The following is a 16899-nucleotide window of genomic DNA, read 5'->3' as shown; positions in this document are numbered from 1 at the left end:
ATGCGAGGCTTACATGTCTTCATCGACTCCCATCCGCCCGTCGCGCCGCAAGGCCCTGCAATGCATGGCGTTCGGCGGCCTCGGCACGCTGTTTACGCTGTCGGGCGGCATCCTGACACCGTTCGATCTCGCGCTCGCGCAAAGCGGCGCCGCACTCCCCGCGAATGCGGGCCGGCCGCTGTTCGTGCAGATCAGCGACACGCACATCGGCTTCAACAAGGACGCGAATCCCGACGTCGCGGCCACGCTGCGGCAGACGATCGATCTGGTGAACGGGATGCCTGCCGCGCCCGCGCTCGCGATCCATACCGGCGACATCACGCACCTGTCCAAGGCGGAAGAATTCGACCACGCGTCGCAACTGCTGTCCGCGCTGCGCGTGCCCGAGTTGCACACGGTGCCCGGCGAACACGACGTGACCGACGGTTCGGGCGCCGAATATTTCAGCCGGTTCGGCAAGGCTTCCGACAACCGTGGCTACTACAGCTTCGATCACGCGGGCGTGCACTTCGTCGCACTCGTCAACGTGATGCATTTCAAGCCCAACGGGATCGGCAGCTTCGGCGACGAACAGCTCGCGTGGCTCGCGCAGGATCTGAAGGGGCAATCATCGAGCACGCCGATCGTCGTGTTCTCGCACATGCCAATGTGGACCATCTACGAGCCGTGGGGCTGGGGCACCGGCGACGCGCCGCAGACGATGGCGCTGCTGCGCCGCTTCGGCTCGGTCACCGTGCTGAACGGGCACATCCACCAGATCGTGTCGAAGGTCGAGGGCAACGTGACGTTCCACACCGCGCGTTCCACCGCGTTCCCGCAGCCGACCGCCGGCAACGGCCCGGGCCCGGTGCCGCTCACGGTGCCGCGCGACCGGCTGCCCGCGATGCTCGGCGTGACGACCGTCGACTTCGCCGGCCATCCCGTCGCTGCGTCGCTGCACGACACGACGCTGGCCTAATGCCGATACACAAGGAGACCGACATGACCTTCCTGAAGCCCTCGACGCTGACGGCCGCGCTGATCCTGAGCGCGGCCGCCGTCGGCACGCCGCTCGCCGCGTTCGCGCAGACCCCGGCCGGCCCGCTCGTGACGATCCGCAATTTCATGTTTTCGCCGATGTCGACCACGATCAAGGCCGGCACGACGGTCACGTGGAAAAACCTCGACGCGGAGCCGCATACCGTCGTCAACGACGCGGGCATCTTCCACTCGAAAGCGCTCGACCAGGACGAGACCTACTCGTTCCGTTTCGACAAGCCGGGGGTCTACAAGGTGTTCTGCGGGATTCATCCGTACATGAAGGAGACCATCACCGTGGAATGACGCGGCGCGCCGCAGCGCCCCGCGAACATCCGACGCCACGGATGCGGCCCGACGATCGCCTACACTGGTTCCATCCGGCCGGCCCCCGCCGGCCGTCACCGAACACGAGGCAAGCGATGACGGCAAGTCAACCCGCACATCCGAAACTGCCGGGCCAGGTCGTGCTCGTGCTCCAGGGCGGCGGCGCGCTGGGTGCCTACCAGCTCGGCGTATTCGAGGCGATTGAGGCGGCGGGCATTCAGCCCGACTGGGTCATCGGCACGTCGATCGGCGCGATCAACGCGGCGCTGATCGCCGGCAACGCGCCCGGACACCGCGCGCAACGAATGGCCGAATTCTGGCGACACGTCACCGAACGGCCCGCCGTGAACGTGCCGGGCTTCCCGACGAGCTGGGACAAGATCGGCTCGGAACTCGCGGTCATCGGCGCGGGCCTCCCGGGATTCTTCCGGCCGAATCCCGCCGCCTGGCTCGGGCCGCTGGCGCGGGTCGGCGTCGAGCGTGCGTCTTACTACGTGGTCGAGCCGCTGCGCGACACGCTTGCGTCGCTCGTCGATCTCGACCTGCTGAACGCGGGCCGGCCACGACTGACCGTCGGCGCGGTCAACGCGTGCACGGGCACGATGCGTTATTTCGATTCGCGCGACCGGCCGCTCGGCATCGATCATGTGATGAGCTCGGGCGCGCTGCCGCCCGCGTTCCCGGCCGTGCGGGTCGACGGCACGCCCTACTGGGACGGCGGCATCTACTCGAATACGCCGGTCGAGGTCGTGCTGGACGACGCGCCGCGTCGCAGCTCGATCATCTTCTCGGTGCAGATGTGGAATCCGGTCGGGCCGGAGCCGCAAAGCATCTGGCAGGTGTCGGAGCGGCAGAAGGACATCCAGTACGCGAGCCGCACGGACAGCAACATCGCGCGGCAGCAGCAGATTCACCGGCTGCGCCACGTGATCCGGGAACTGGTCATGCGGCTGCCGGAGGCGGAGCGCACGTCGGCCGATGTGAAAGCACTCGCCGCATGGGGCTGCCAGACCACGATGCACGTGATCAAGCTCGCGGCGCCCCGGCTCGACGGCGACGATCAGTGGAAGGACATCGATTTCACACCCGCCGGCATCGCGGCCCGCCGGCAGGCCGGGTTCGACGCGACGATGCAGGCGATCGCCGCGCGGCCCTGGGATCTGCCGATGGACCCGACGGAAGGGCTCAGCGTCTGGAGTCCGGAAGAAAACCGGATCGGCGAGCGGCACAACTGATGCCTGGCGTCGCGCGGCGCCTTCCGCTTACAGCGCGCGCACGATCCCGCCGTCGACGCGAATGTTCTGCCCGGTGATGTAGCCGGCGCCTTCCGACAGCAGGAACGTCACGGTCTGCGCGATCTCCTGCGTCCTGCCGAAGCGGCCGGCCGGAATGCGGGCGACGATCTCGGGCGTCGCCGGCCAGCTGTCGATGAAGCCGGGCAGCACCGAATTGATGCGGATGTTGTCCTTCGCATACCGATCGGCGTACAGCCGCGTGACGGAACTCAGCGCCGCACGCAGCGCGGACGACACCGGCATCGCCTGCTCGGGCGCGTCGGCCGCGAAGCTCGAAATGTTGACCACCGCGCCGCCGCCCTGCTTCAGGAACACGGGCGTCACCCGGCGCAGCACGCGAACGACGTTGAGCACGATCAGGTCGAGCCCTTCGTGCCACTTGTCGTCCTCGATGGCGAGCAGGTCGCCCTTCGGCGGATGCCCGGTGTTGTTGACGACCGCGTCGATGCGGCCGTACTTCGCGAGCGTCCCGTTCACGAAACGCTCGATGTCGGCGTCGTCGGTGACGGATCCCGCCATACCCAAACCGCCGAGTTCCCCGGCAAGCTCGACCGCGCTGCCGGACGGCGACATCAGCGAGACGCGATAACCGTTGCTCGCAAGATCCCGCGCGATCGCCGCGCCCATGCCCTTGCCCGCCGCCGTCACCAATGCCACTTTCTCTACAGTCATGCTGTTCTCCCGAATAGGTCGGCTCAACGCCGCGATCGTCGTCCTGAAGCGCCACTCTAGGACTCTATAATCGCCTTGTCGAACGATGATTTCTCCACACACACTGTAGATTTTCTACTGCATGAAGGCTCTGTCGCGTACCCGTCGCCTCCCGCCGCTCAATGCGCTTCGCGCGTTCGAGGCCGCCGCGCGCCACCTCAATTTCCGGCTGGCCGCCGACGAACTCGGCGTGACCCAGGGCGCGGTGGCGCAGCAGGTCAGGCATCTGGAGGACGTCGTGGAGATTCAGCTGTTCCGGCGGCTGCCCAGGGGGCTGGCGCTGACGCGCGAAGGGCTCGAGTACTTTTCGTCGGTCCAGCGCGCGCTGCAGATAATCGCCGATGCCACGGACGCACTGGGCCAGCGTCCCATGGTCCTGACGGTCAGCACGACGCCGTCGTTCGCGTCGAAGTGGCTGATCCCGCGCCTGTCGGACTTCGGTCGCCTGCACCCCGACATCGAGGTTCGCGTCATCGCCGACGAGCGCCTTGCGTCGTTCCGGGCCGACGGCGTCGACATCGCGATCCGGCTCGGCAAGCCCGCGTTCCCGGCCGGCCTGGTCGCGGAATTGCTGTTTCCACTCGACATCTTCGCCGTCGCCAGCCCGAAACTGCTCGAAAGCGGCCCGCCGATCCGCACACCCGCAGACTTGTCGAAGCATGCGCTGTTGCACGACGCGCACGACCTGTGGCCGGAGTTCATCGAGAAGCTCGGCGGAAAGGGGCAGACCGATCCCACGAAAGGGCCGCGGTTCAGCCAGTCGCTGCTCGCCATCGACGCCGCCGTCGCGGGTCAAGGCATCGCGCTGACCAGCGAGCCGCTCGTCGAACGCGATATCGCGGAAGGCCGGTTGCGCCGCGTGTTCGATTTTTCGTTTCCGATGTCGCTCGGGTTTTACGTCGTCTTTCCGCAGGCCAATGCCGATTCGGAAGCGCTCGAGGCCATGCGCCGTTGGCTGTTCGCGCAATACGGGGGCGCGTGATTCGCTGATGCCACGACCGATGAACAACCCCACTTCCATCAGTGCCTTCGTGCGTATCGTAATTTTCCGATATATGATTCGCCCATCGACGATACCTATTTGCACCGGTTTTCCGGACGAACGCCCCAAACACCACACCCTTCCATGCCGACCGAACTCGACATCGACGCGATCCTGAAAGCGCTTTCGAACCCCGTGCGCCGGGAAATCCTCGTCTGGCTGAAAACGCCGGGCGCGCATTTCCCGGAGCAGACGCTGCCGTACGACCACGGCGTCTGTGCCGGGCAGATCGACGCGCGCTGCGGGCTGTCGCAGTCGACCGTCTCCGCGCACCTCGCGACGCTGCAGCGCGCGGGGCTCGTGACGTCGACGCGGATCGGCCAGTGGGCGTTCTTCCGGCGCAACGAGGCCGTCATCGATGCATTTCTCGACGCCCTGCGCCGTGAACTCTGACCCAGGCCATGCGGGCCGCACGCCGCGCACGACGCGGCGGTAATCCCGCCTTTCTGAAAAGGTTATCTGCCATGCCCATTCTGTTCGATCCCGTTACCCTCGGCGACCTGACCCTGCCGAACCGCGTCGTGATGGCGCCGCTCACCCGTGCCCGCGCAGGCAGCGCGCGCGTGCCCAACGACCTGATGGCCCGCTATTACGCCGAGCGCGCATCGGCCGGCCTCATCATCAGCGAAGCAACCTCGGTCACGCCGCAGGGCGTCGGCTACGCGGACACGCCGGGCATCTGGTCCGACGAGCAGGTGGAAGGCTGGAAGCGCGTGACGCAGGCCGTGCACGCGGCCGGCGGCCGCATCGTGCTGCAGCTCTGGCACGTCGGCCGGATTTCGGACCCGGTGTTCTTGAACGGCGACCTGCCGGTCGCGCCGAGCGCGATCGCCGCCGGCGGTCACGTGAGCCTCGTGCGGCCGCCGCGACCGTTCGTGACGCCGCGCGCGCTCGAACTGGATGAAATTCCGGGCATCGTCGCCGCATACCGCAAGGGCGCTGAAAACGCGAAGAAGGCCGGCTTCGACGGCGTCGAGATCCACGGCGCGAACGGCTACCTGCTCGACCAGTTCCTGCAGGACAGCACCAACCACCGCACCGACGCGTACGGCGGCCCGATCGAGAACCGCGCGCGCCTGCTGCTCGAAGTGGTCGACGCGGCGATCGACGTGTGGGGTGCGGGCCGTGTCGGCGTGCATCTCGCGCCGCGCGGCGACGCGCATACGATGGGCGATTCCGACCCGGCCGCGACGTTCGGTTACGTCGCGCGCGAACTCGGCCGCCGCAAGATCGCGTTCATCTTCACGCGTGAATCGTATTCGGGCGACCAACTGAGCCCGCGTCTGAAGGAGGCGTTCGGCGGCCCGCTGATCGCAAACGAGCAATTCACGCTCGAATCGGCACAGGAAACGCTCGCGAGCGGTCACGCCGACGCGATCGCGTGGGGCAAGCTGTTCATCGCGAACCCGGACCTGCCGCGCCGCCTCGAACTCGGCGCACCGCTGAACAAGCCGGTGCCGGAGACGTTCTACGCCGAAGGCGAAACGGGCTACACCGACTACCCGGCGCTCAGCGACGCGGCCTGACGGGCGGCGACGCGTTCATGCGCGCACGTGAGCGCGCATGAACACGCGCTGCGTCTCGTCGAGCCCGCGTGCCACGTGATGCGCGCGAATCGCGCGCAGCGTGTCGTCGAGCGATGCGTCGTCGATGATGTCGAAGCCGAGGCGCGCGTAGTACGGCGCGTTCCATGGCGCGTCGCGGAACGTCGACAGCACGACCTGTGCGATGCCGTCTTGCGCGGCGCGCGTCATGATCCGTTCGATCAGGCGCGCGCCGATCCGCTGCCCCGCGTGCGACGGCGCGACATCCAGCTCCTCCAGATAAAACCGCCGCGCATCGAGCAGCCGGTAGAACGCAAAGCCCACGCACGTCCCCGCTTCGTCCGTCGCGACATACGCGCGACCGTCGTCGATGCGCATGCGCACGTCGGCCGCATCGGTCGGCTCGCCTTCGGCGATGTCGGGCATGCCGATGTCACGAAAGCGCTGGGCGGCGGCCACTTCCACGGCGGCCATCGCGGCCGCGTCTTCCCGCGTGGCGGGACGAATCCGGATCGATACTGTCATCACGACGAGGTAGGCAGGCGGGAACGGCCGTCACTATAATCGAAACTTCATACGTTTCGAACGCCCTGCCCACGAGGTCCGTCATGACGCTGTCCGCGCTCGCCGTGTTCGCCATCGCCCTGCTCGTCACCGCCGGCACGCCCGGCCCGAGCGTCGCCGCGCTCGTCGCGCGCGTGCTGACGAACGGGGTGCGCGACGTGCTGCCGTTCCTCGCCGCGATGTGGATCGGCGAGGCGCTGTGGCTCACGCTGGCGGTTGCCGGGCTGTCCGCGTTCGCGCGCACGTTCGCGACGGGCCTGCTCGTGCTGAAGTTGCTCGGTGTCGCGTACCTGCTGTTTCTCGCGTGGAAGATGTGGACCGCGCCGACCGACACGAAGGCCGGCGACCTGCCGCGCGGCCAGTCGCCGTGGCGCATGTTCGTCGCGGGCACGCTGGTCACGCTCGGTAACCCGAACGTTAGGCAAAATACATTTACCAAGTAACCGCGTAGAGCCTTAGTTTACGCACCTTCGGACCAGATCGTTCATGTCAGCAGCCAGCCTCGCCGCATTCGCCCTCGCCCTATTCGTCCTCGCCGGCACGCCCGGCCCAAGCGTCGCCGCGCTCGTCGCGCGCGTACTGACGAACGGGTTTCGCGATGTGCTGCCCTTCCTCGCGGCGATGTGGATTGGTGAGGCGATCTGGCTGACGTGCGCGGTCGCGGGTCTGGCCGTCATCGCGCACACGTTCGCGCCCGGCTTCTTCATTTTGAAGATCGCGGGCGTCGCCTACCTGCTGTTCCTCGCGTGGAAGATGTGGACCGCTCCGGGCGACGCGCCGACCGACGATATTCCGCGCGGTCGCTCGGGCTGGCGCATGTTCATGGCCGGCACCCTAGTTACCCTTGGAAATCCCAAGATTGTTCTCTTCTACCTCGCGCTCCTGCCGACCATCATTGACCTGTCGCACGTCACCACGGTTGGCTGGGCCGAGCTCGTCGCCACAATGCTGGCCGTCCTAATCACTGCCGACTGCGCGTGGGCGTTCGTCGCGATTCGCGTGCGCAAGTTCATTCTCACGCGGCGCGCGATCAAGATCGCGAACCGCACCAGTGCCGCCGCGATGGCAGGTGCAGCTATCGCCATCGCCACGCGGTAACTCGCAATGGCGAAGAAACTGAAGGGCAAGGTATACAGCTACCTCCGCTTCTCCGACCCGAAGCAGGCCGCCGGCAGCAGCGCCGAGCGGCAGATGGAGTATGCGTCGCGGTGGGCAGCAGAACACGACATGCAACTCGACGCTGCGCTGTCGTTACGCGACGAGGGGCTCTCGGCGTTCCACCAGCGCCACATCAAGCAAGGCGCGCTTGGGGTCTTTCTGCGGGCAGTCGAAGATGGCCGCATTCAATCAGGCTCCGTGCTGGTCGTTGAAGGCCTTGACCGGCTGAGCCGCGCCGAGCCGATTCAGGCGCAGGCTCAGCTCGCGCAAATCATTAACGCTGGCATCACAGTCGTTACCGCGAGCGACGGCCGCGAGTACAACCGCGAGCGCCTAAAGGCGCAGCCGATGGACCTCGTGTACAGCCTGCTGGTGATGATCCGCGCGCACGAAGAATCGGACACGAAGAGCAAGCGCGTAAAGGCGGCAATCCGCCGGCAATGCGAAGGATGGATAGCCGGGACGTGGCGCGGCATTGTGCGCAATGGGAAAGATCCGCACTGGGTACAGCAGCGGGAAGATGGAGCGTTCGAACTCTATCCCGAACGCGCGCTGGCGATAAGGACGATGATCGATTTGTTTTTCGCTGGCCACGGCGCGATGGAGATCGCACGCATCCTATCGGAGCGCGAGTTGTACGTCAGCAACGCCGGCAACTATTCGACGCACATGTACCGGATCGTCAGGAATCGCGCCCTGATCGGCGAAAAGTCGCTCACTGTGGACGGCGAAGAATTCAGACTATCCGGCTACTACCCTGCCCTCCTGACTGACGAGGAATTTGCGACCCTGCAGGATTCGATGAGCGAACGCGGACGCCGGAAAGGAAAGGGGGAGATTCCGAGCATCGTGACGGGGTTGACGATCACTACATGCGGATATTGTGGCATGGCAGTGGTGTCGCAGAATTCCACGAAGAAGCGCGCCAACGGCTCGGAAATCGTTCGTCGCCTCTCGTGCTCGGGCTCCACGTTCAATGCCGGCTGCCCGGTCGGCGGCACGTGTGACACGGAAACCGTTGAGCGCGCGCTGATGCGCTATTGCTCAGATCAGTTCAACCTGACGCGCCTGCTCGAGGGTGACGATGGGGCAGCACGCCGGGTGACGCAACTCGCCCTAGCACGACAGCGCTACGCCGAAATCGAAGCACAGATCCAACGCATAACTGATGCGCTTCTATCGGATGACGGCGCAGCGCCAGCCGCGTTCATGCGCCGAGCGCGCGAGCTGGAAGAGGAACAAGCAAAGCTGCGCCGGGAAATTGAAGCGCTCGAATATCAAACCGCGGCGAGCAACGCCCACGAGATTCCTGCAGCCGCCGACGCATGGGCGCAACTCGTTGACGGGGTTCTCGCACTCGACTACGACGCGCGCCTGAAAGCGCGTCAGCTCGTTGCGGATACGTTTCGGAAGATTGTGCTGTTCCAGCGCGGCTTCACACCACTCGACGACGCGCCGGCTGATCGGTGGAAGCGCAGTGGCACCATAGGGCTACTGCTTGTCACGAAGCGGGGCGGAATGCGACTGTTGAATATCGATCGAAAGACGGGGCAATGGGAGGCCGAGGATAACCTCGACCTCGCGCCACGCCACGCAGATGAAGTGCCGTTACCTCACGTAGTTCAGGGGATGGAATGATAAGCGCAAGGCTTGTCCAGCAAGGCTCCCACCCCCTGCTGTAGCAAATTTGTAGCACGTAAAAAAGCCCGCCCGCCGCGGGCTTTTTTGCTCCAGAGCATCGGTTCCGCCGCCGAGTTGCAAAGCAAGTTGCAATGTCCGATGATGCAGCAGTACCTGCGCCTTATCTGACAAGGCGTCGATCAGAAAGCTACGCCAAAACCCACGCTCGATATTTCCGGACCGGCCGGTGAACTGACATGAGGCAGGCTTTACTGCTTTTGGTGATCGGTGTGCACCGACTCGTTCGCCGGGATATTGGTTGAGCTCATCGCAGCAACTAATGCGTCCACCTTTTCTCGCAGCGAAGATGGGAGGTTTTTACTGCGGGATAACTGAATCAGCGGGTTTCGCATCGTTTCGAGTTCGCGCCACGCATCGGGACCACTATATTTTATGAGAGCTTCTGCCCTGCCTACCAGGTCGTACATTTCTTCGATGCTGGTGAACTTCGAATCGAAATATCGAGACCCGCTGTTGAAGGTCGTCCGCCGCATAATCCGGATTTCCTTTTGCATATCGGCCAGCATTTCGAACATAACTGTTTCTGCAGAGGCTTCCTTTTCGTTCAATTGCGCGACCTTGAATGTCCCGAAACTCTTTAAGAAGGTCGAATGTTCTTGATCGGTCGTAGCCGCAATATATGTCGCCAGGACTTTCTTAGCTAAGGTTTCTTTGAATGCAACAATGCGCTGGAAGCGAAGATCTCGCGGATACGTGAGGTGTTCGATTACCCCGGTGTCAAACATATAATCCGTTTTATCATCCTTGATGATAACGGTTGGTTTATCGAACGCAAGTCGCATACCCAACTCGAACAGGACGTTAGGATTCTTTCCACTAACGTCACAGACAACGATGTCTGCCTGATAGACGCCTTGGACAATCCTCTTGTGGATTACCCCAACATCGTCAGATTCGCTCACCAAAGCAGTGGTGAATTTAGGCGATTCTATCGTGCTTACCGCATCGATGATGATCGATTTCACTTCCAGCCAATGATCAGCAGGGAGGCCGTCCATCGATGCAATTGGCATCACGATTCCGCATTTCAACGGTTCCGGCTCCGGCTGATTGGTGGGTGCCTCTTTCGTAACGTCTTCCTTGGTCTTGGTCACAATTCCCCCGCGTGTTCTTTATGGCTTGGAGTTGCAAGAATACCCGACAACCTGGCGGGCCTGGTCGCCACATACGCATCTGGACATCGGAAACGAGGGTCATTACGGATGATTACCCGAATGTTGCGGCCAGAAGAAGGCCCCGCGTCGTGCAGGCTTTGCCCACCGTGACCGTGGGAAACTGGCCGAACGGCGAACTTCGCGCTTCGTCGTCACTGCCGCTGGTAAACCCAGGCAGCCAAAGCAACTTTTCCCGGTCACATGAGCATGCAACCCACCGCAGCACCTGCATCCGTCACTCCAATGATGCAGCAATACCTGCGCCTTATCTGACAAGGCTCGGCGCACAAACTTACGCCAAGGCCTACGTTCGCCCTTTTGAGGATCGTCCGCCAACGATCCGGAGTGGTCAGTCTGGGTTGCCGGCCATGAGCGGCCGATCGTCGCTTGTCCGTTTGACAATCTCTTCCAGAGCAATTTCAGTTATCGGTCACAATTGGCTATCGGACGTTTGAAAGACCGCCCCCTCATCGGAAGATGACGGCCATTCCTGCCTCACCATTGATGGCTCCCGACCACTGATGTAGCAAATCCGAAGCACGCGAAAAAGCCCGCTCGCAACGGGCTTTTTCGTAGGCGCGAGTCGGAGTCGACTCAGCCTAAACGGCTTTGCAGGCCGTCACCTCATTCACAAAATCAATATGTTGTGGCAATTGACCATCCACATTGACCGCTCTGCCGCTCGCCTCAACTCTTAAACCCAGCGAAACGTCATCGTATGCAACTACTGCGTGTTCGTCATCAAGCCTCGATAGCGCACCTTTAGATGCCACCGTGCGCGGCGATGAACATGGCGACGGCCGACCGGCAATAGGATTCGATTTCGTTGTCGTCCTCTGCTCTCGCCTCGTCGAAGCGAGCGATAAGCAGCAGATCGCATCCTTTGAAGAGCGCGCCAAACAAGCGGGCGGACCGGTGAGCATCGGGTACGTTCAGAATCGCTTTCGCGTGCAACTGACGCAACACGGCCTCGATTTGGGCGATGACATGGGCGGGCCCGGCTTCGTAATGGAGCTTGCTTAACGACCTTTGATTCGTCTTGTCGGCCAGAACCATGGCTTCGACACTGCGGACGTCCGGACTCAACAGCGTGCGAAGCAGCGATGATCCCACCGCCATGAGCTGATCTTCAGCCGAACCGGCGATGCCTTCGGTAAGGGTCTGCGGTGCAAACTGCTGGCAGTGGGCCGCCATGGCCGCGCTGAACAGCGCCTCCTTGTTCTCGAAGTGCCGATAGATGCTGAGTTTGGATATCTTCGCGCGCTGCGCAACCTTGTCCATGGTCGTCGCTTGAAAACCCAATTCCACAAAGAGTTCGCAGGCAGCGCCGACGATCGTTTGGCGAAGCGCCTCGTTGGCGGGCCGGCCGCGCCGGCCCTGGTTATTTTCGGTCACGACAATTCCAGTACTTGACAGTATTCAAATTTGCACATTACGATACCAAACAGTATCGCAATGTGCAAGCCAAGGGCAGGTTTCCCCGGGCCGCTCGGCGATATCGAGCGGCATTGTCGGGCGGGTCAATGCAGCCTTGGGCAACTGTCTTGCTTATGCCGAAGCCGTGCTCGCTGACCGTCTCAAGCGCGTATCGCCGGACGATATTGCACACCACGCTCGGCCCACCCTCCCTCCACAACACGGAGCCCATCACCATGAATGACGTCATCATCATCGGCGGCAGCTTTGCCGGCCTCGCCGCCGCCCTGCAGCTTGGCCGTGCTCGCCGCAAGGTCACTGTTCTCGATACCGGCCGGCCGCGCAACCGCTTTGCAGGCCACTCGCATGGCCTGCTTGGCCACGATCACAAGCCGCCGCTGGACATCCTGGTCGAGGCGCGGCAGCAACTGGCGCGCTATCCGACGATCAGCCTCGTCAATGCCCGGGCCGAGAGCGTGTCTGGTGCCATCGACGATTTCTGCGTCGTCACTGACGATCACGAAAGCCTGAGGGCGCGCCGCTTGATCCTGAGCTATGGCGTCGCCGACCAGATGCCTGATGTTCCGGGCTTTGCCGAAAGCTGGGGCACGTCCATTGTGCCCTGCCCCTATTGCGACGGCTTTGAAGTTGCCGGCCAGCATTGGGGCCTCGTCTGGTCCAGCCCGCAGTCGTACCAGTCCGCCAAGTTGTTCCGCGATTGGACTGACAAGTTGACTGTCTTCGCCGATGAGCATGACATTGCGCCCGATATCCAGACCGATCTGGCGCGCCGCAACATACCTCTCGTCGATGGCCGGATCATCGAGGTCGCCCACCGGAAAGGCCATATCACCACCGTCAATCTCGATACCGGTCGCAACGTGGCGGTCGACGTCCTGTTCGCCAATCCGCGCAACAAGCCGTCGGCAAGCCTGCATGAATCACTGGGCCTCGCCACGGTGGATACGCCCACCGGCATCGTTCTCAAGGTTGACGAGCGCCGCCAAACCAGCATGCCCGGCATCTACGCCGCTGGCGATCTCGCCACGCCCTTCTTGCCATCGGTTACCCAGGCATCCTCGCAGGGCGCGATGGCGGGCATCTTCGCCCAGCAGTCGATGGTGGTTTGAGAGCACAGATTCCCTTCTCTTGTTGCGTCGCCGCCTTCGAAAAGGTTGGCGTAGATCGACGCGGTGATGGGTGGATCGTCGAGTCAAGGAGATGACATGGCAAAGCAAAGTGCGGATCAGGTGGGTGACTGGAATGGTCAAAGCGGGGAGCGCTGGGTCGCCAACCAGGCCCGGCTCGACGCTCTGGTGGCGGTGTTCGGCCAGGCCGCGATCGAAGCCGCCGCGCCCGCGACGGGCGAGCGCGTGCTAGACATCGGCTGCGGCGCGGGCGCGTCGACTCTGGCTCTGGCAGCCCGCGTCGGCGCGGGGGGCCAAGTGCTGGGCGTGGACATATCCGAACCGCTGATCGACCGAGCGCGCGCGCTGGCGCGACACGATACGCCGGCCCTGTTTCAGGTGGCCGACGCCAGCAGCGCAGAGCTGCCCGAGGGCGCGTTCGATATCCTGTTCTCGCGTTTCGGCGTGATGTTCTTCGACGATCCGACAGCGGCGTTTACCCATATGCGACGCGCACTCCGGCCGGGCGGCCGGGTCGCCTTCGTCTGCTGGCGCGGTGCGGCAGAGAACGATTGGATGCGCCTGCCGGTGGGCGCGCTCAAGGGCATCCTCCCGCCGAGTGCGCTGCCCGATCCCGAAGCGCCCGGCCCGTTTTCGTTCGGCGACCGGGAGCGCGTGGCACGCATCCTGACGACGGCCGGCTTTACCGATATCGCTATCTCGCCCTTCGACGCGGCCGTCCCATTCGGAGAGGGCGAAACACGGGACGCTGCGATCGACGACGCAGTGAAGATGACGCTTGAGGTCGGCCCGCTCTCGCGTGCGCTCGCTGATCAGCCCGACGACATCCGCGCCCGCGCCTCGGCCGCAGTTCGTGCCGCCTTCGCGAGCCTCCCCGGCGAAGGTGCGGTGTTGATCAACGGCGCGGCGTGGGTCGTCATGGCACGAAATCCGGCAAGGTGACAGGGATTAACGGGGGAGACGCCTCCGCTTGGTAGAGCTGGGCGTCGTTGGCCGCTCAGATTGATGTCCCTTCTGGCCACTGAACGAGCGCTCGCCTTGCGACAATCAGATGGCCGGTTGCGAAGCAGAGCCGACGCCTGAGCGGCCTGCCGGCGGCGCATGTGACCGGCAGTTTGTGGCCGAAAAGGGACGGCATCGGAGATCTCGGCCCTGGTATTCCGCCCCGTAGTTCAGGGGGTGGAATGATAAGCACGAGGCTTGTCCAGCAGGGCTTCCGCCCCTTGCTGTAGCGAATCTGTAGCACGCACGATAGCCCACTCGCAGCGGGCTTTCGTGCCTCTGGGCACCCAATTCCACCGTTTGGTTGAAAAGCAACTTGCATCGCCTGATGATGCAGCAGTACCTGCACATTATCTGACAAGGCCCGGCGCACAAAGCTACGCCAAGACCTACGCTCAGGCTTTTCCGGATCAACAGCCTATCGATTAGGCTTCGGTCACATGCATTTCGATGTCGATCGACTTACTTGTTGGCCGCTGCTCGAATCTCTCGGCAAAAGTTCTTCAGAGTTCCAGGGCATTGTTTGCCCGCATTTCGGGCGATCCGCCGCAACCTCTCTGCCGGGACTGTAGTGTCAACATGCCGGACAATGAAGGCGCGGAAAGCTGGGTCCGACACGATCATGGGTTTCAACTGCTGAATGGTGCCCCAGTGATCTGCGAGCAAACGAGTGTTCGATTCGCTGAACCCCTCCGCGACTGCCCCATCGTCACAATTTGCGAACTTTCGAAATTGGCGATGCAACTGCTTCCACGACGTGGCGGCATCAGAAACAGCCTCGGCCTTCCGAGCTTGGTCTGAAGTGCAAACGTTCGGACTGGCGAACGCCGTTGACGAGTAGAAAATGGCCACAAACCATAGTCCGAAGTAGCGACGTGTCGTTTGGAAGGTTGCGGCGTCGACCGACGGAAAGTGGGCGCTTTGCGTCTCATGACCAATCCCGTTCACTCGGAAGCCGCCTCGATGGCCTTTAACATTGTTTGTGGGTCGTCAATTACACTCTCATCCCCGGAAAAACGCGACATCTCCATACGTCCATCGTCGAATACGTCGATCTCGATACGCTCACCTGGCACAGTTATCGAGATCAGAATGGTGTCTGGGCGATGCCGGCCCAATGTATAAAAGAGCCGGCGATCATCGAGGTCTCGAAGCAATTCGTACAAGGCATGCGTCATATGTCCTCCGTCACGGTCCGCAGATAACGACAAAGCCGAAAACGATACGGTAGGTCGATTCGTTCATGTAGGAGTCTGCGGTCGACATATCGAGGAGTTGGGCAGAACGTCCGAAATCCGATCAACGAACCCGCACAGTCACAATCTAAACTGTCGACCGCAATTGGCATGTCGGGGTTAGCACTACGTTGCAGGTTGCGCCCGCAGCGCCATGCCCGCGAGCTAGGACTGACCACGGTCGCTGCCAATTCCCCCCCCTGCACCTGGCCAAACGGCGAACTTCGCCCAGCCGCGTCCGGCCCACTGGTAAACTCTGGCAGCCAAAGCAACTTTTCCCTGTCACATGAGCACGCAACCCGCCGCAGCACCTGCGGCCGCCACTCCAATGATGCAGCAGTACCTGCGGCTTATCTGACAAGGCTTCAGATCAATAGCTACGCCAAGACCTACGCCGGCGCTCTTGTCGAGCGACCGTTAGACATCGAAACCTAATCGATGATGAACGTTCGCCAGCGCCTGTGCGCCGGCAACAACTGACCGAATTCCTCCTTACGAATCAGCTTCGAGGAAATCACTTCGACGGATCAAAACCCTTACCGGGCGCCAGAGGCGACGGTTTATCGACGGAATCAATGTTGCCGGGATCTCGTAAGGGCCTGCGGTGCGGAAATCAGCTGCGTGCAGGATCTGAGCCTGTCCACCGTTGAATTGCACGAACGCTTCGATCGTCGGGTCGTCCCGTATGGCCGCTTTCATGGCATCTTCATCCAACCAGTGTGACGAATAGAGGGTGAATGTCGGTGTATCGACTGGCGGAAGCGCCCGGAAACCAGCGTGAACGAGCCAGTCGAATTGCGCCCGGTCCACCTTGACGATACTGGACGCGCCGTAAAGACCGCTACCACTGCGCGCGAGATGGTCGATCCACCAGTCGTTTTGCCACGGCTCGTAACCGAGCAACGCACCTTCCAGGCGCTCCATGTTCTCGCAGCCGTCGCCCCGCCGGTTGACGTTCTGACGGAAAAATTCCAGCGCTGGGATGCGCCACTCCTCGCCTTTGAGCGTATACAGGATTTGCCCAATTCGACGCGCTGGACGGCCTGGTCGGGCCGGTGCATCAACGATGATTTCGTGCGAGTGCAAGACACCTTGAGCCACATACTCGTCAAAGCGAGCCTTCAGTAGGACCGACGGCCACCATTCGCTGTTGAATTCGATGAACCCGAATGGTTTGCGCCCTTGCACCATCAAAGCCAGCTCGTAACCTGTATGGACAAGGTAAGGGATACGAACACCAGTATCGACATACTTCGAGATGATGGCATCGCGCGAACCATGCTCAAACTCGATCGCAAAGGTGTCGCATACGGCGGCGACCTGTGTTGGCGACAGAAGATAGTAGTCGTCGAGGTCCGCATCCTCGGGGGCGTCCGGGTCGACCAGCCGACGCAGCGCATCCAGGTCGTCGGTTTCGAATCGAACCTCGAGGCACGGATACAGAAGATCCGGATCGATCGCCGACAGAATGAACGGGGTGCTCGGATAGGTCATGGCAGTTTCCGGTGCGTCAGTTCGAAGACTTCGATATACGCCAAATCCTTTGAGCAATGCGAGACTGCCGTGCCGTTGCACGACGCGCGTG

16 protein-coding genes and 1 pseudogene are annotated in these 16899 nt (G+C 62.7%); 11 read left to right on the top strand and 6 right to left on the bottom strand.

Annotation, left to right across the window (positions count from 1 at the left end):
• The first annotated feature begins 13 nt into the window (after positions 1–13).
• The 3 genes from WS66_RS04185 (at position 14) to WS66_RS04175 (ending at position 2579) form a co-directional block, all read left to right on the top strand.
• Entirely contained in the window at positions 14–958 is a 945-nt protein-coding gene (locus WS66_RS04185; RefSeq protein ID WP_059599230.1) for a metallophosphoesterase family protein, read from the top strand.
• 23 nt (positions 959–981) lie between these two features.
• Complete coding sequence (locus WS66_RS04180) at positions 982–1323, top strand: cupredoxin domain-containing protein (RefSeq protein ID WP_059599243.1); 342 nt, start codon at positions 982–984, stop codon at positions 1321–1323.
• 116 nt (positions 1324–1439) lie between these two features.
• A complete protein-coding gene (locus WS66_RS04175; protein ID WP_059599242.1) occupies positions 1440–2579 on the top strand; it encodes a patatin-like phospholipase family protein in 1140 nt (379 codons plus the stop codon).
• A 27-nt stretch (positions 2580–2606) separates the two neighbouring features.
• Here WS66_RS04175 and WS66_RS04170 read toward each other — a convergent pair whose 3' ends face one another.
• Positions 2607–3311 carry an SDR family oxidoreductase gene (locus WS66_RS04170; RefSeq protein ID WP_059599229.1) on the bottom strand — a complete coding sequence of 235 codons (705 nt, stop codon included), beginning with the start codon at positions 3309–3311 and terminating at the stop codon, positions 2607–2609.
• A gap of 121 nt (positions 3312–3432) precedes the next feature.
• Here WS66_RS04170 and gcvA point away from each other — a divergent pair, with 121 nt between their 5' ends.
• The 3 genes from gcvA to WS66_RS04155 all read left to right on the top strand — a co-directional run bounded on the left by gcvA (position 3433) and on the right by WS66_RS04155 (position 5918).
• The gene (gene gcvA / locus WS66_RS04165; protein WP_059599228.1) at positions 3433–4332 is read left to right on the top strand and encodes a transcriptional regulator GcvA; all 900 of its coding nucleotides are present in this window, start codon (positions 3433–3435) and stop codon (positions 4330–4332) included.
• A gap of 144 nt (positions 4333–4476) precedes the next feature.
• A complete protein-coding gene (locus WS66_RS04160) occupies positions 4477–4785 on the top strand; it encodes an ArsR/SmtB family transcription factor (RefSeq protein ID WP_059449595.1) in 309 nt (102 codons plus the stop codon).
• A gap of 71 nt (positions 4786–4856) precedes the next feature.
• Positions 4857–5918 (top strand): alkene reductase, encoded by a 1062-nt coding sequence (locus WS66_RS04155; RefSeq protein ID WP_059599227.1) that lies wholly within the window; start codon positions 4857–4859, stop codon positions 5916–5918.
• Between the two features lie 15 nt (positions 5919–5933).
• Here WS66_RS04155 and WS66_RS04150 read toward each other — a convergent pair whose 3' ends face one another.
• A complete protein-coding gene (locus WS66_RS04150; RefSeq protein ID WP_059599226.1) occupies positions 5934–6461 on the bottom strand; it encodes a GNAT family N-acetyltransferase in 528 nt (175 codons plus the stop codon).
• Positions 6462–6544: 83 nt separating this feature from the next.
• Between WS66_RS04150 and WS66_RS04145 the strand changes: the two are divergent.
• From WS66_RS04145 to WS66_RS04135, 3 genes and pseudogenes are all read left to right on the top strand, one after another.
• A pseudogene (locus WS66_RS04145) lies at positions 6545–6919 on the top strand (LysE family translocator); the annotation flags it as partial.
• A gap of 67 nt (positions 6920–6986) precedes the next feature.
• The gene (locus WS66_RS04140) at positions 6987–7598 is read left to right on the top strand and encodes a LysE family translocator (RefSeq protein ID WP_059599225.1); all 612 of its coding nucleotides are present in this window, start codon (positions 6987–6989) and stop codon (positions 7596–7598) included.
• A gap of 6 nt (positions 7599–7604) precedes the next feature.
• On the top strand, positions 7605–9296 hold the full coding sequence (locus tag WS66_RS04135) for a recombinase family protein (protein WP_059599224.1): 1692 nt from the start codon (positions 7605–7607) through the stop codon (positions 9294–9296).
• A 251-nt stretch (positions 9297–9547) separates the two neighbouring features.
• Here WS66_RS04135 and WS66_RS04130 read toward each other — a convergent pair whose 3' ends face one another.
• A complete protein-coding gene (locus WS66_RS04130; RefSeq protein WP_159086513.1) occupies positions 9548–10453 on the bottom strand; it encodes a hypothetical protein in 906 nt (301 codons plus the stop codon).
• Positions 10454–11275: 822 nt separating this feature from the next.
• The gene (locus WS66_RS04125; protein WP_059599222.1) at positions 11276–11908 is read right to left on the bottom strand and encodes a TetR/AcrR family transcriptional regulator; all 633 of its coding nucleotides are present in this window, start codon (positions 11906–11908) and stop codon (positions 11276–11278) included.
• Between the two features lie 257 nt (positions 11909–12165).
• On the opposite strand from WS66_RS04125, the gene WS66_RS04115 reads away from it, so the two are divergent.
• Positions 12166–13059 (top strand): NAD(P)/FAD-dependent oxidoreductase, encoded by an 894-nt coding sequence (locus WS66_RS04115; protein WP_059599241.1) that lies wholly within the window; start codon positions 12166–12168, stop codon positions 13057–13059.
• Between the two features lie 96 nt (positions 13060–13155).
• Positions 13156–14019 carry a class I SAM-dependent methyltransferase gene (locus WS66_RS04110; protein WP_059599221.1) on the top strand — a complete coding sequence of 288 codons (864 nt, stop codon included), beginning with the start codon at positions 13156–13158 and terminating at the stop codon, positions 14017–14019.
• A 1004-nt stretch (positions 14020–15023) separates the two neighbouring features.
• On the opposite strand, the gene WS66_RS04105 is transcribed toward WS66_RS04110, so the two are convergent.
• A complete protein-coding gene (locus WS66_RS04105; RefSeq protein WP_059599220.1) occupies positions 15024–15257 on the bottom strand; it encodes a hypothetical protein in 234 nt (77 codons plus the stop codon).
• A gap of 549 nt (positions 15258–15806) precedes the next feature.
• Positions 15807–16808 carry a hypothetical protein gene (locus WS66_RS34295; protein ID WP_236872918.1) on the bottom strand — a complete coding sequence of 334 codons (1002 nt, stop codon included), beginning with the start codon at positions 16806–16808 and terminating at the stop codon, positions 15807–15809.
• Positions 16809–16899 lie beyond the last annotated feature (91 nt).

This window comes from Burkholderia sp. LA-2-3-30-S1-D2 (genome assembly GCF_001523915.2).
Classification (GTDB): domain Bacteria; phylum Pseudomonadota; class Gammaproteobacteria; order Burkholderiales; family Burkholderiaceae; genus Burkholderia; species Burkholderia diffusa.
The sequence above is the reverse complement of the archived record's forward strand: the minus strand, read 5'-3'. Positions and strand labels throughout refer to the sequence as shown.